Below are 16,666 nucleotides of genomic sequence, written 5' to 3'. Positions count from 1 at the left end.
GCCCGGCTTAGCCACCACGCCAAAAGGCTCCCGACCCAAACGACGCGGGCATGCGTGTTGGTGTCTAGCCTTGAGGCGATTCCGGTCGATGCTACGCAGCGAGGGTGTGCGGCTAAAGCCTGGACACCAGCGCTTACCGCTCACCTTGAGTGTACCCGGGCGCGTTTTCGACGTCGCGACAGGCCACCGGCTGCCATGACCATCCAGACCGCATGACTCGATGGTTCGGGGATCGGCGTATTGGAGGACACGACCGAAAAATTGTCGATCGCGGCGACCGTATCGAACCCGTCATTGTCGAGCAACCGAAACGTGATCGTCGCCGCCTCGCCGAGCACTTCACTGGGTAGCGATAACGAGATGCGCCCGGAAAAGTCCGTTCCGCCCGTCTTGCCCTGGAATCCGGCGATGGAGATCGAGGGATCGAAATCGACATCGATCGGAACCACCTTCGGGAAGAAACTCTCCATGCCGTCCAATGGATCCTTCGTCACGCCCGAGACGTCGACGACAAACAGATCCAAAACATCTGTGCCGGGCGACGTCGTCAGTTCAGCGGCCAATGCGTCGTCAAACGTCGGTCCGATCGGCGTCGTCGCCGTCGTTGAAAACGCGAAATCGAAGGTCAATGACGAACCTCCGCCAGGAATCGTGAACGTCTGCTTCAGCACGCCGACATCGTCGAACTGGGCGAAATTCCCCGGAGACCGCTGGGTGACTGAGCCACCGGGCGAATACCCCTGCAAAGCGACGGGGCTGGAGAAATCGCCGTTGACGATCACCCCCGCCGTCGCCTCCACGCCGGCGAAGGCAAGCACGATGCACAGACAGGTTGGGATCTTTAACACGGGTGGTACCTCATGATGAAACGCGGCGCAAGAGCCGGTCTGACAGTGTAATTGGGGTGTTCGGATTGGCGACGGTGTGGCATCCTTCGGCTCATGAATTGGGTGGCAAGGTTTGCAGCAATCGGCGACCGAACTGGGCGTAATCCTGCCCGTCGACATCCCCATCGCCATCAAAGTCAAACCGGCCGTCGTAGCGTTCATCGCCTTGCCGGCTGAACAGTGACAGACCGAAACGGCCGTAGTCCTGGCCGTCGACGTCGCGGTCGCCATCGGAATCGCCGAAGAACCGGAAGAACTCGTCGACGACCACACGTTCCGGTTCCGCATCCTGCTTGCCGCTCAAGAGATTGCCGGCAAGGTCGGCGATCTCGGTGTGCAAGGCGGTCAACACGTATGCCCCATCGATCAGTGACCCCGAATCGTCGACCAGGTCACCGGAAAACGTCAACGACACGATCGTCTTTCCGTCCACGATTCGCAGGGTCTGGCTGATCGTCACTTCGCGTCCCGCGCCGTCGTGCAGCCGGAACGCCGTTTCACCGATGGCGACTTCGGAGTCGAAGACCAGATCCAGGGAGCGGACCACGCTGTGCTGGCCGTTGTCCAGAGACACGTCGTCCACGCTCGGTGCGATGTTGTCGACTTGGAAGAACTGGCCGACCATCGCCAGGCCGCTATCGACGCTGAACGATGCGACAGGTGGCGGGGCCGGCGACTGAAGCGTTAATCCGACCACCCCGTTAAACGACGCCAAGTCTCCGCCCGCGACGGTCACTTGATACAACGCCTCCCCGGTGCCCTGAACCGGCTGGATCGCGGACACCTCCGCGGTGGTTCCCCCCACCACATCAAACTCAAGCTTGGACAGGTTCATCACGTGCTGATCAAGCAGCACGCGGAACACCAACTCATCCGAGTTCGTCACGGCGTCCAGCGGTTCGTAACGAGAAACATCCAACAGCACCGGTTGACGCGAGTCCGCGACGACAAAGGTCTGGCTGGTCTGCGCCACGCCAGCGGCGGTCAGCAAGCGGAACTCGTAGCTGCCATCGGCATCGGGGACGTCAAAGGTCAACATCGCCTCGGTCAGCGCGGCGGTCGGCTCATTCTGCGTGCCGTCCAGGTAGAGCGACTGAAGTGGCGCGTCATCGGCAGCCCCTGTGGCGAACAGCCCGATGCGATCGGAGCTATTTCCAGGGCCGCCGGTCAGGGTCACGTCGATCGATTGATCCGGACGCAATAGCGAGGCCGACAGCGATAGTCCGGCCGACGGCGGCGCGGCGACCGATGCGGTGACGGTCGGATCAAAGTGAAACTGCTCCGGAGCCATTCGTAATTGCAACGGAATCGTAGCGGTCACTTCACCGGGTTGGAGCGCTGCGTCGCCGGTGTAGTCGGTGATGTCGATGAAGTAGACGCCGTCATCATCAACCGACGCTCCGACGGGAACCGCATCGGCGGGTGTCAGATTTTGGAAGTGCAATCGAATCGGACCGGCCAGCGGCTCGCTCGAACGATTTTCAACGGTTCCGAAGAACAGGTAAGACTCGAACGCACCGATGTAACGAATCCCGGTGAATTGCACGTGCACTCTGTCGGTGACATCGACGGTTTCTGACTCGTTTGACTCGACCGTGAAGCCCCAGTTGTCGGTCGCGTTAAAATTCCCGGCCAGATCTTGGGCGATGTTCTCGCGGACGACGACTTCGATCCTGCCGCCGGGCAGTGTCTCGCCGTCCTGGTTGTACCAGTACCGCGTCACGCCATCGGCGAGCGTCTCGATCGCATCGACGGAGACCCCCGTGATCCTCAGGTCATCCGTCCCCAGGGTTGCTTCATCGATCCCGGCCGGCCCGATATCCGACCAAGCCAAATCGATGTAACCGGGGTCCGTGCCGACGGTCGAATCCGCCGCGGGTGAGACCAGCGCCGCCACCGGTCCGGACGCATCGAAGATGAAGGACTGGATCCCACCCGCATTCACATTCCCGGCCAAGTCCGCCACTTGTCCGGCCACAAGCGTGACCTCGACCACCCCCTCGGCAAGCGTCTCCCCATCGTCGTTGTACCAGTACCGAACCCGACCGCCACCAAGATTTTCCGCACGGTCGATGGAGACATCGGGGATCGAGATGTCATCAATTTGGAATGGCGTTAACCCAAGTCCGGCCGCACCAGCATCTGTCCACTCGACATCGACGAAGCCGAGGTCATCACGCACAAGATCACCCGGCGCAGGGGAAACGAGGTTTGCTTCAGGAGCTTGCCCATCGATCACAAACTCCAATGTCGTGGTTGCGGACGCATTGCCTGCTCGATCCGACACCACTTCTTCTGGCACGTGGATGAGGTGTCGTCCTGGCGCGAGTGAATCGTCGTCAAAGCCATACCAGTACCGCACAGATCCGTCGCCGAGCGGAGTCGTTAAATCGATTGTAACTTCTGGAACCGACAAATCATTGTCATCAAATTCTGCTTCGTCCACTCCGGCATCGCCGTCGTCATTCCAACGGAGGTCGATAAACCCCTGATCCTCCTGGATGTAAAGGGTGGATGCAAGAGAGCGATCGAATACGGGAACTGGCGATTTCAGATCGAATACGAACGACTGTGTCACCGCGTTATTCGGATTGCCCGCGAGATCACGGATCGCCTCGTTTCCAACGGCGATGATTTGGACTCCCTCCGTCAACCGGTCGCCATCCTCGCCGTACCAGTAGCGTACGACTTCACTATCAAGGACTTCGAAACGATCGATGGAGACACCAGAAATCGAGACGTCGTCTTCATCGACTGATTCGAGATCGAGTCCGCTTCCATCTGCGTCGCTCCAGCGTACGTCGACATAACCCCGATCCACGTTCGTTGCCGTATCAGCCGATGGATTCACGAGTTCGCCGACTGGGCGTAGTCGATCGATCTGGAAGGATTCGCTCGAGGCGACATTGCGATTGCCTGCTCGATCACTGATGGCAGCTTCGTTCAGTACGACAGCAACAATACCTTCGGGAAGCAACTCTCCATCTTCGCCGTACCAGTAGCGTGCGATGCCATTGCCGAGGGGTTCGACCCGGTTGATTTGGACCCCAGCGATTGATACGTCACCGGTGTCCCAGGACAACTCGTCTACACCCGACGGTCCATCGTCGATCCACTGAATGTCAACATAGCCGACATCTGCTGATACCAGCTCGCCGGCGTTCGGGGTGACCAATGCCCCACGCGGGGATTGGAAGTCGAGTCCAAATGATGATTCAAACGCCGCACTGGGATTACCGGCGCGATCGGATACTGCTCCGGCATGCGCTGTGACAACGATGTTTCCTTCTGCAAGAACTTCACCATCATCGGAGTAGTGATAGCGGACAAGGCCCCCACCTCGATTTTCGAACGAATCAACCGTTACGCCTGGAATCGAAATGTCTTCGATGGAGAAGGTGGATTCGTTGAGCCCTGAGCCGGATGGGTCAGACCACTCTATTTCCACAAAGCCGAGTTCATCGTTGTGATCCAAGTCAGCAACCGGTGCATCCAGCACACCGACAGGAGCTTGTGTATCGAGGACGAATGAACGGGCAGCGCGAATCGACGACGCCCCGTCTCCGGCGGTCGCGATGAATGAATTCTCCCCTTCCTCGAGATTGAGACCGGTGAATTCGAAATAGCCCGACGCGTCGGCGGTCGTGGTTGCATCCACCGTGCCATTTGAGTTTTGATCTAATTCGATGGTAGCAAAAGGCAGCGTTTCGCCCACCAGGGTGATCGGGGTGCGACTTGTCACGCTATCGCCTTGTGCACCTGTGTCACTCGATGGGCTTAAGTCAAAGCTCAGCGTCGGAACGGATCCGGAAAGAAGAGCAATCTCGTCAACGGTGACCGAACTGGCTGCATGGTCGAAGCCGAGCAAATCAAAGAACAGTGTTGCCTCGGTGCCCGCCGGGATGCTTGACAGATCGATGATGACGGTCGTCGAACCGGCAAACGGAGCCTGCTGCCCCGAAACCGTCGCGTTGGGGACCTGTATCGAGTCGCCGAAATAGAACTCGCCAGTTGATTGGAGATTGAGAGCTGCATCGGATTGCGAAAGACCATCAGCTACCGACACGAGTGACTCGCCCGTGTGTGCATCGAGCAACGCTACTTCGAACGCGTCCGGTGGACCGCTACCGGCACCTCGCAGGTCGACGTTGACGAGGCTGAACTGCAACGCAGAAACACCTTCAGGCACCGTGAATGTCTGAGACAGACGGCTTAGATTCCGTTCATGCTCACTCAACACCGCTGCGGCACCGACAACGCGAACGTCCCCAAGTGTGCCCCACGCGTCCGGAACACCGCTTTGCGACGCAGCCGTGAAGGATCCGTTGGTGATCTGTTCGGGCGCCGCAACATGAAGGCCATGACGATCGGCAGAATGCGGGAGATGCATGATTCCCGAAACAATCGACTCCACCTCCGACTCACTCGGCAATCTGCGGACTCCCGGAGAAAGCGAGTGGGACATCAGGGAACCTGGATCGTAACTGTGCTCCAACCCTAACGCGTGACCTTGTTCGTGCAGGATAGTCGTATAAAGATCAATTTTTCCATGAGCGGGACTTCCCGGTAGCGCGACATACTGGTTGGCGTCCGGGTTCCAAACGAATTCCTCGTTCGTCTCCGGAGTCGGGTCGATAAACCATCCATAGTTGGCAGCATCTTTGGAGAGTGTCACTTTCAACGCTCCGTCGTGATCCGTTGACAGTTGAGCCAGCAAGCCTGTTTCCAGCTGAACAAACTCAGTCTCCATCCCCTGCAGGATTTGGCGCGTCTCCGAGTTCTCGCGATCAGCCACCCAGCTAGACGTCGAGGCATTGATCAAACCAGCAAAACCCGCCTCCGTGATGGGATCGTTTGTCGCGTGAGTCGATGGAAAACCTGTCGTCGATTCCACCGCGAGATTGGCCGGACAATTGGAGTTTCTGCAGAAGATGACAAAGTTTTCAAATTGTTCTTCGCCATCTTTTTTGCCCGGCCACGAATACGTCCCAAGTGCGATATCTTCGCCCCCTAAAACGGCACCCTCTAATGTCACTCGAGCCGACAACTGCAGATCTGACCTCGCCACCAGTTCGAAACCGGACCCACCATAGTTGACGCGCACCTTGGTTGGGGTCTTTGCAATTGCTGTTCCGGTGACGGTGCCTTCGGCCAGCGATTGGGTGAACCAAAGGAGGCGGCCTTCAAGTTCTGCCGATCCCGCGACGCTGGCGACAAAAACGGGCGTCGCATTGAATTCAACGAAGGTTCCTGAATCCGCAAAATCGTAGGTGTTCAGGTCGAATGCAACCGCGCCTTCGATGGTTGCGTCCAGAACGTAACCGGAAAGTTGAGCAAGGATTCCTAAGTTGACGGTTAAAGATGCGCCGGCAGTTGAAAAGACTGGGACAGGAATGGTGCGGGGTTTGCCATCCGCCGGATAACTAAAGTTGAATAGCGGCACGCCCTGATTAATCACTTCCATCCCGTTCTCATCCTCACCGAGTCGGAGGTCGTCGGGGAAGAATTCCGGCAGGGGGGAACCTTCGGGAAGTATGCTGAGCTGCGGTACCGCAATCGTTAAGAGATTTGCTTCAAGGGTTAGCAGGTCAGCATCGATCGTTGCGGTGAGCGTGTCCCCCAAGGGCAGTTCTTCATCGACCAATGTCTTCCCAAGTAGTTTGACGTCGGCATAGAGCTTCTTGCCCTGTGCTTGGACCTTGTTGGGCTCGACCACCGACCACGGAGCAACAAGCAACGTTTCCATGCCGATGCGGGCATGAGTTGTCAGATCGATCCCGGTTAGACCTTTGAATAGTTCCGTTTCTGCAGTTAGGACTCCTTGGTTGAGTTCTTTGGGAATCGAAAGCTCAAGAATGTAGGAGTCCGTGTAGGTGACGCCTCCTTCTTCTCCTTCTTCGTATTCCTCGAAGTATTGTGCTGTTCTCCCTTGGTCCAGCAGATCGCCTATCCCGCCGATCCACTCGGGAGGCTCAATGGTGCGAACAAAGGAGGGGGCATCGTCATTGAACTTCGGAATGTCGGGAGTCTTGTCGTTTTGGAAATCTTTTTTCGAGTCCCGTGGAGCCACAAAGACCTGATAGTCAAAGCCTCTGCCCATCACGAGGTCTTCAAACAATTCCGACGAGACGGCATCGGTATCGCCACCGGGCGTGGACTCTGCCTCCGAACCAGCGTCGACAGCAGTGATTTCAGAAATGATCGCCTCGCCGTTCTCATCAAAGACCACCTCTGCTTCGAGCTTTGTGACTTGACTCGAGTCGGTAAAGATAACTTTCAAGTCATCGTGGTAGATTGCCAGGAGCTTGTAGTCATCGACAGTACCCCGCACCAAAATCTTGTGATCGATTCCGCGAATGAATCTCAGTTTCTCGATGGCTCTGTAGTCGATCTCACCCGTGGCGTCTTTCGCCTCAAGGTTAAAGCTCAACTGATCGGTCGTGATGATCGTCCCTTCGTAACTCGTAAGTTCGCTATCGTTTGCGTCGAGTGCTCTGACGGAAAGGGTATGGGATCCAGCAGAGAGTAGACCGACGTTGTACAGAAACGACGTTTCCACTCCGCTGGCCGGAATCCCCGGTTGACCGCTGGGGAGTGGGCTGCCGTCCGCCTTGATCTTCTTTCCATCAATCGCGATTTCCAGCGTCTCCGCCTGACCGACTCCGGTCGCGTTGAGTGAAACGGTAAATGGAACCGCAAGGTCGACGCCCACCAGATAGGTCCCGAACACCGATCCTCCGTTGGTCGGGTCGTCGGGCGTGACCTGCTTCGGTTCGCTCGTCGTTCCAACATCGATCTGTTCAACATGAACGCCAATCGTGATCGGGGGCTTTTGCACCGTCAGTCCCTTGGTGCGGCCCAGGGCGATGGGCACGTCGGTTGCCCCCTTGGGATCCGGGCCGAAATCGTCCGTGTTCGTGTCGTCGGTGACGACGTACTTGTAGTTGGCCAGGACGTCGATGGCGGGATTGAGATCGTTTAGCGGTGTTCCCGAACGCTCGATCACACCGTCACCGACGGACGTCAATGCGTCGACGCTGTAGACAAACACGCCGCCATGCAGGAACGTCGGATCGGCGTCGGGAGTTGCGCCGGCGACCTTGAACGCGTTCTGGTAGCTGACATAGAGGTGCTTTCCATCGGCCGACAACACCAGGTCATCGGGGTACCCGTTGGGGATCGGACGTGTTCCGCCGACGATCTCCCCGGTTGTCATGTCGATCACGCCCACGTTGCTGCCGGCCGGCAAGTCCAGGATCGCCCCAAATCCGTTCAAGCGGCTGCCGTGGGTCTTGCTCGGAACGGCAAGGTCCGGGTAGTTGAACGCGGTGACAAAGGCGTAGTTTCCGTCCGGGGTGAAGACAATGTCTTTTGCATCGTGAACCCCGAAGGTGTCGATCCGTCGGAACTCCTTGATGACGCTTTCCGGCACGCTGTCCGACAGCAGATCGTCAACGATCGTCGAAATCGTTTGCCCCACGACCAGCTTGCGAGTGCCGTATTGGTAATCGTATGTCTTCACGCCCTGTTTGTCGGCCGACGTATAGCCGGTGACCGCAACCCGGTCTCCGCCGCTGCCAAGTGCGATCGCGACATCCCCGGCACTCGGCTGGACACCCACACGTTGCAGCTCTTTCAGAAATCCTTGGCTCTTCGGTTTGTCGCTGGCCAGATCCAACAGCAGCAACTGACCAGGATCGTTTGTGTTTTTTGGTTGCCCTGGTTTAAAGTTCGGGCTCCACTGTGCCGGCATGGTGACCAAAAGTGATTGCTGGTCACCGGTCATCGACATCCCCCGAATACAGGACGCCGTTTGCCCTGCACCGGCTCGGCACAAAGGACCGCTGAGCGTCTTGGTCCGGATCCGCTCGTGATAGGTGTCCGACGTCGGATCGATGTCGATCACGTAAATGGATCCACGCTTGCGATCACCGATATACGCGAAGGGATGCGTGCTGCGTGGATCGACGACGACGTCGTAGGGTGCGGCGCCGGACTCAAGTCCCACTGCCCCAATCACCTGCATGGTCAACGTATCGATGACCGAAACCGTTCCGGCAGCTTGATGGGTCACATAAGCACGAGATCCATCCTTGGTCGTTGCGACGCGCTGTGAGAACAGACGATTGCTGTTTCCTTCGTCATCCGGATCCAGGTCAATCGTTTGCGCGAGATTCGGAATCCCGCCCTGGACTTGGAAGACCGCCAGTTTGTCTTGATCGGAAAGCACTGAAAGCAACTGTTCCGTGGCAAGTGTCGGTTTGACTTCGTTGCTGACTTGACGGCTGTCTTTGATTTCCTTCGCCGTCTTGGCAGCGTTGACGTTGTGTACCAGTCGGAAAAACGCCGTCCCGACGGCCACGCCTTCGGGTGGGGTGAACACTGCGTCTTCCGCCTCGAACGACGGTTCGCCCAGCGAGACGTACGACCCTTGCTGGCCGGTCAAGCTGTACTCGATCACGGCGCTTTCGCCCGTCTGTGGTCTGAGATTGGTTCCAGTGAACTTCAAGCGTGCCCCGGCGCCGGGGGATTCGATCGACAGTCCGCTAATGACAGGCCGTGAGTCTTTCTTGTCGACGTTTTCGCTAAAGGTCGCATCGAATTGGCCGCCGCCCGGAGGCACCTGCAGTTGGATCGTCTCGACCGTCGGAGGTCCGACCGGTGGAATCGCAACCAGTTCGACGGTCTGCGGACCAATGCACATGGTCAACAGGGCTCCACCGGTGACTCCCGCGGCTATACCTCCGATCAGTACGCCTTGAGACAAAACGCCGACCAGCGACGTGCCGCCCACCAGAGCGCTCGATCCACCGATAATCGCTCCCATCACCGCATTCTGGCACAGCAGCGGGCTGAAGATGTGTGTGCCGTTTTGCAGCACACCCGGATACGGTTTCGAGTTGGTTCGCGCGTATCCGTCTTCGCCGACATACGCGACCTCTTCTTGAATCAATGCGTCGCGGAGATTCCCGTCCGCATCGGGGACGGAATCGACACGGTAGACGATCATTTGAGTGCCGACGGCAAACTCGGACGAGACTGGGATCGCCAGTTCGACCGGGTGGGCCAGTGCGGATTCGTCCAGATCGAGCTCAACGGCGCCAGCGAATCCAAGGATGTCGGGCAGCTCGAATGGCAATGCGGTTTCATCGATCATGCGAATGTCGGCGGTGACCGATTCGGCGAGGGCGCCGGGGGCGACTTGAACCAGCGACCCATCGTCGCCGACGACCACACCGCCATCCTCTCCGATCTCGACAGGGCCGTTCGTTGGCGGGAACACCGCGACATCGATCACTTGCTCGGCACCGCCGCCGATCACCGTGACCGTCGCTGTTCCTGTCCCCGCCGCCGTGATCACTCCGTCGGCCGAGACGGTGATCACATCAGGGTCACTGACAAAGAACTGCGTGTCGCTAGGCGGATTGATGTTGAAGAAGTCGCCGTTGCCGGTGACTTGGATCCGCCGCGTTCCACCGGGCAGCGGTAACGAAACGCTGTTCGGATAGACTTGCAGATCGCTGACAAAGAGTTCCGGTGACGGTCCCACGTTTTCATAGACATTGACCACCGTGACCGCTTGAATCCCACCCGCGGTGATTTCAACAATCACACTTCCGGGCGATTTTCCGGTGATCGTGCCATCGGGCGCGATCGACGCGACACTCGCGTCCGTTCCGGTGAAGCTCAAGTAGCTGGCCGGCAGGGGAACTTTTTGCTGATCCGCAAAGTCTCCCGTCACGACCAACGACTGTGATTGGCCCAGCGGCAAAAACAGCGAACGCGTTTCGATTTCCAGCCCCACCAAGGGCGCATCGCTGACCTCGATGGAAAGCGTCTGTGGCAGAGAATCGCTGAATCCGTCGCTTGCGACCAAGTCGATCGTGGCCGTTCCCTGGAATCCGGCGTCGGGCAAAAAACGAACACGTGTACCATCATCGACGATCGTTGCAACACCACCGCTGGCGGACTGCACGCGCATCGAAACCGGGTCCCCGTCCGGGTCGACTGCCAATTCGTCGACATCGATGGTCACCTCCATGCCGACGTAGGTCAGCGCGGACGAAGGTGAGACATGTGGAGGCCGATTCGTGGCAAACAGGAAGTTGCCAGCCAGAATCTGCACGTCGGACGCATCGACAATGCCATCACGATTGATATCGGCAGCCCCCTCGTACCCCGGCTGCCCCGCGGCCGTTCCCAGAGCAGCGGCCTGCAGCTCGCCGTCCAAACCGTTGACGACGCCGTCGGCATTGACATCGCCGGCGATCGAAACACGCAGGGAATAGCCGCCCGTTTGTCCGGCGTCGGCACCGCTGATTGACAGCATGTTGATTCCTGCGGTATCCAACGCAAACAGAGCGAAGGCGGTTTGACCGTCTGACCGAGATTCCACAGGCGTCACACCAGCGATTTGCGGGATCGCCGGGGCAACGCCGCCGATCGTTCCGTCCACTTCCACGGTGACCCAAACCAAGTCGTTGGGCGCCGAGTCGAGTTCGCTCTGCCGGATCATCAACGTGTAGCGGTCGGTGTCGCCTGCAGTCAATGCACCTTCGGTCGTGGTGCCCACAAACTGATGCGCCGTTCCCAAGTCGGCCGCGATCGGTACGATCGTCAGTGGGTCGTAACTCGTGACCGCTTCGGTCGATCCGTCGGCCGAGGCGATCAGATTCAGCCGCCGAGGTTGGCGGGAATCGTAGCCATAGTGAACCACATCCTGCGCCGCGTCCGAACGCACGGCAATAAGCGTTCCATCGGTGTCGTATTGGTAATCAATCTTTGCCGTCGGCGCATTGATCGACTCGATCTGTCCTGCCATGCCGCGGACCAAATTTAATCGTTCTCCGTCGGCTGCGATGATCGCCGAATCGCTGACAATCAGCCTGGCATCGGTCGCCGTGTTAATGGCGACCGTCTTGCCGTCGGCATCAAGCTCGTAGGTCGTTCCGTCGGGGGAGACGAGGGTGAATGCAGTGTCGTCAAACTGCGGATCGGCGGGGTTGTAGGGGCGGCCCGACTGGAGTTCGAAAAAGCGACTTCCCACGCGGGTGAGCAGGGTATCGCTCGATCCAAGCGTGTACGTGACTCCGTCATCGGCTACCCAAGCGGGCGTGAAGTATTTCAGCCCCGTTAATTCCATCGGTTGTGGAGCGAAGGTGAACCCAGACCGCTCGCCCGTTGGCAATGTCACGTACAAGCGAGTCTGAGTCGTGTAGGCCGAGTACACGCCCAGCGACTCGCGCCCGGTTTTTGGCACATTGGATTCTATCCGTAAATCGGCCGCGCTCCAGCGCCATCCCGGCCCGAAGCTTCCCGAGTGGATTGCTTCGAGCGAGTCGTAAACACGTTCAATGGTGAATGCCTCACCACCCAAATCCACGGTCAAATCTGTTTCGACACGTCGATAGTGGTTCGACTTCAAAACGCTGTTAATTTCGACGCTGACGACCGCTTCAGCGGATCGCTCCGACAGGTCGCTTGCGGTCAACCTCAGTTGGTAAAAGCCGTTGGACAGCGTGCCCGGGTCCAGACGGACAAGTGCCGCGTCGGAGACGTTTGAATCACCGACCGCCAACGTGACGAAGGCATCCGAACCAGCCGGCGCCAGTTCCAATTGCCATTGATCCAGATTGAGATCATTGACCGAACCGATTACGTCGGTCGCAACATCAAGTGGCTGGCGTCCCAATTCGCTGTCGAATTGAACCACCGGCGGATCGTTATCGGCCGGATCTCGCACCTTGATGATTCGCTCTGCCACGCCGGTCAAACCGTCAGCGTCAGTGGCGGTGGCGGTGACGTGGAACTTACCCGAATCGGCAGGGACGAATCGGGCACGTCCCAGTGTGTCCAGTGGCAGCACTTCCCCGTCAACCTCGATCGACAGATCGACGATCTCGGCCAAACTCGATGCGAGGGGATGTACCTGCACCGCCTGTCCCGGAGCCGCGGGAAAACTGGGCGTCAATTCGATCAACACCGAAGGACCTTGCGGGGCCAAGCTGGCGCGCAGAATCTCGCCGCGGCTGGCCGATAACGAACCATCCGAAACGGTGTAGGTGACCACGTAGTCACCGACTTGGCCGGGTCCGGGAGTCCACGTGACCTCGCCGGTCAGCGAATTGATCGACGCCCCCTCCGGCAGACCGGCGGCTGAATACCGAAGCATCGCGTCTGGATCAGGATCGCTGCCCGTGGCGAAGAAACGTGTTTCCACCCCGACCGGTGTTTGGTGACTGGTGACGTCGATTTCGGGCGGGCGATTGACGTTATTGATCGTCACCGTCAGCTCGATCGAATCCGACGCGCCGCGGGAATCGGTCACCGTGACGGGGATCGAGTAGTTACCGGCCTGATCGAATCCAGGTGTCCAGCGAAACTGTCCCGACAGGCCATCAAGAATCGCTCCGTCGGGCAATCCGCTTGAGGTAAACGTCAGCGCCCCACCGTCGACGTCGCCGGCATCAATGACGAACTCCAGCGACGTACCTTCGTTGCCCGATTGCAGCGGAAGCGGCGTTGCCAACGGCGGCTGATTTGTGTTTTCGACCCGGAAGGCGACCGTTTCGCTGTCGGACCGATGCCCGTCGGAAACCACCAAGACGACATCCTGGTAGTCGCCCGACTGAAAAATGTTGGGCGTCCATTGGAATAGACCCGTTGTGGCATCCAGCACGGCGCCTGCGGGGAGATTCTCGGCGGAATAGATCAGATCGTCGCCATCGGAATCCGTGGCCGCCAGCGAGAAAGTCAACGATTCGGTTTCCGCGACGGTGTGATCACCGATCGGTGTTAACACCGGAGCCGCGTTGGTCTGGCGAACCGTGATCGTGATCTGCTCCTGGTCGCCAAGGATTCTGTCGCTGTCCCCGTTGCCACTGTCTTGGACCGTCAACGTGACCGGCCACGTCCCAAGGTCACCGGTCGTCGGCGTCCAATGGAACGTTGCCGTGCCGTAGGTCGCCCCCGGAACGAACGTCGCATCGCCTGGCAGATTATCGGCGGCAAAGGTCAGCGGGTCTTCGTCCAAGTCGCGAACATTGACTTGGAACTCGAGCGGCTCACCGACGACGGCTACTTTGTTCCCGATCGGTTGCAGCAACGGGCGCTCGTTGAACGATTCGACCGTGACGACGAACGTAAACTCAGTCATCTGCGCCGCTTGCTCGCCGGCATCGCCACCATCATCGGTCGCCCGCAAGGTGATCACATGGTCGCCGCGGTCGCCGTCGCCGGGGGCGAAAGTGAATTGTGCCGTCGCGTCTCCGCGATCGACATAGTTCGCGAATTCGGGAATCGGGTATCCAGGCAGCCCGGACGCGGAAATCGAGATCGGATCTCCATCGGGATCGGTGACGGTCACGTCCAGCGTCAGGACGTCGCCACGCTGCAACGTCACGTTCTCGATGGTGGCAAATTCCGGCGGACGATTGAGATTCACGACCGTGATCGGAACCGAAATCGCGTCCGTCAGATTTGTCCCGGTCCCGTTGCCATCATCGGTGGCGATGAATTCGGCGATGTAGTCCCCCGCATCGTTGCTACCGGGCAGCCACTCAAAGAGTCCGAGTTCGGCGTCAAAGGTGGCGCCTGGCGGCAAGCTGGTTGCCACGTAGCTGACCGATGGGAAATCGCCATCGATGGGGCTCAACTCATCGTCATCCCCGCGAACTTGGGATTCATAGGCCGGCGCATCGGCATCGAAGGCAAAGGTTCTAAAGCGCAGCGTTCGTCCTTCCTGAACCACCCACTGATCGACGTCACCGAAATTTGGGGCGGCGTTGACGTTCAGGACCGTGATGGTTGTGGTTGCCGTCGTTTGCTCGGTGCCGTCGTCGATGGTAAAGGGAACTTCGAATACGCCCGCTTGGAAGAACTCGGGCGTCCAGCTGAAGACCCCGCTGGAAGGATCGAGCAATGATCCACCAGGCAGCAAGGGGCTGCTGAATTCGAACTCGTCACCGTCGGGATCGCTGCCAGAAAGATCCAAACGGATCGATTCGCCTTCGCGAAGGGTGACCTCCGCAGGCACACTCAACCGAGGCGCTTGGTTGGTCGGCTGCACCAGGATGGTTGTTTCGGCAGTCGACCTGCCAACACCATCGCTGGCGACGAAACGAACTGCTTCATACGTTCCGGCGGCGTCAAATGCCGGTGTCCATCGCAACACGTTCCGGCCGGCGTCAAAAACGGCTCCGGGAGGCAGGTTTTCAACCCAAACGGCCAACGTATCGGCGTCTTCGTCAAACACCGACAGCGGAATCTCGAACGTTTCGCCTTCGCTTGCCATGATGCTCTCTGGCAGGCCAACGATTTGGGGCAAACGATTTCCACCGGCGACATTGATGGTGAATCGTTGCGCCGCGATTCCGCCTCTTGGGTCATAGGCGTGCAGCACGACATCCGTCGTCGCGGGACTTGTCGGATCGGGAGTCCAAGTGACACGGCCGGTCCCGGTGTCGACGTGCATGCCATCGGGGCCGTCGACCAACAGGTAGCTGACCGTGATCCCGTCGGGATCTTCGGCAACCGCTTCGTACACGTAGGGCTCTGCGACGACAGCCTGTGTGATCGGAGCGGAACTGAATTCCGGTGCAAGGTTATTCGATGGCAGCGTAAGAATGCCGTATTCGAACAGCACGCGTTCCCAGTCGGGGTTGCTGACCGTCAGCGTCCGTCCACTGGTCGCTTCACCCGGGGCCAACACGCCGTCGCCGACGCTCTCGGCCAGATCGATCAACCATGCGTCATCGACAGACTGCCGGACCGCCGTGGCCGGTGTGCCGGTAAAGCCCGATGAGGGATCAAGCACCAGCAACAACGGCAACACCAAATCATTTTGTGACGTATTCGTGATCGAAACGTCATAGGAGACGGTTGCGTCGACGCGGTGGGACCTTGCATTGCTGAATTCAATATCAACCAGATCCGAGAAGTCCGAAACGGCCACGAATTGCGTTTGATAGGAATCTGCCAGTCCCACACCCAAGGAGCTCTCAATCGACGCATCGACAGTGAAGGTGTAGGTGTCGGAAATGAAGGAGTCAAACGAGACAATCGCAGCATTGTTTGTGACATCAAAGGTGATGTCATCGACCGAGATGACGCCGGCCGCATCACCCACCAGCTGATAGTTCGCCGGATTCAAAACCGACGCGACATCGGTCGGCACGCCGACAAACATCGGTTGGTCAAAGGCGACCGACACACGGTTTCGCGGCAGGGCAACAAAGGCGTCCGCGGGCGGATCGGTGAACGCGACTCGCGGGGCGACGATTGGTAAAAGGACGTCGACTTGATTGGATTGGCTGATCAACAGTCGGCCGTCGGCGGTGGCTTTGACGATGTCGCCACGCGTTCCGCCCGTGGCGACGGCAACGCGATGTCGCGTGACCAGGTCGACCATCGTCAGCTCGCCGCCGCTACCGAGTTGGCCGCCGTTGCTGCTGACAAACAGCAAGCCTTCCAGGTCCGTTCCCGGCACGCCAAAGGTCAAACTGTCGATCGGGATTTCGAAGTCGAGCATCGCTTCGGGGGTGCCGTCTTCGGCGAAGCGAACGACGGTGTCGCGCGAGGGCCAGGTCGCTGCCCATAGCGTCCCATCGGGGGCGAAGGTCAGATTGCCGACACGAAGGTCGCTAAATGAATGGAACGTCTCGGTGACCGGGTCAAAGCGATCGACGCCGCGGTCGGTCGAAACGTAGATGTCGCCGGCGACCGGATCGATCGCTAACGACTGCGTGATGCCCTCGCCGAACTCACGCTCGATCGCGCCG

General features: G+C 58.9%; 2 protein-coding genes (1 of these 2 only partly in view). Both read right to left on the bottom strand.

The features are described from left to right. Positions 1-140: 140 nt before the first annotated feature. Positions 141-848: a hypothetical protein gene (locus H1B37_RS09835; protein WP_182866472.1), complete on the bottom strand. Its 708-nt coding sequence runs from the start codon at positions 846-848 to the stop codon at positions 141-143. A 91-nt stretch (positions 849-939) separates the two neighbouring features. Beyond that, positions 940-16,666, bottom strand: partial view of a CARDB domain-containing protein gene (locus H1B37_RS09830; RefSeq protein WP_182866471.1) — the 3' portion only. Its footprint extends 18,047 nt past the window's final position; 15,727 of the gene's 33,774 nt are visible here — the last part of the coding sequence; its start codon lies beyond the right edge, outside the window — the gene reads right to left on this strand; its stop codon occupies positions 940-942.

The organism is Stieleria mannarensis (assembly GCF_014154935.1).
Taxonomy (GTDB): Bacteria; Planctomycetota; Planctomycetia; order Pirellulales; family Pirellulaceae; genus Stieleria; species Stieleria mannarensis.
This window is presented reverse-complemented; position numbering and strand designations above follow the sequence as displayed.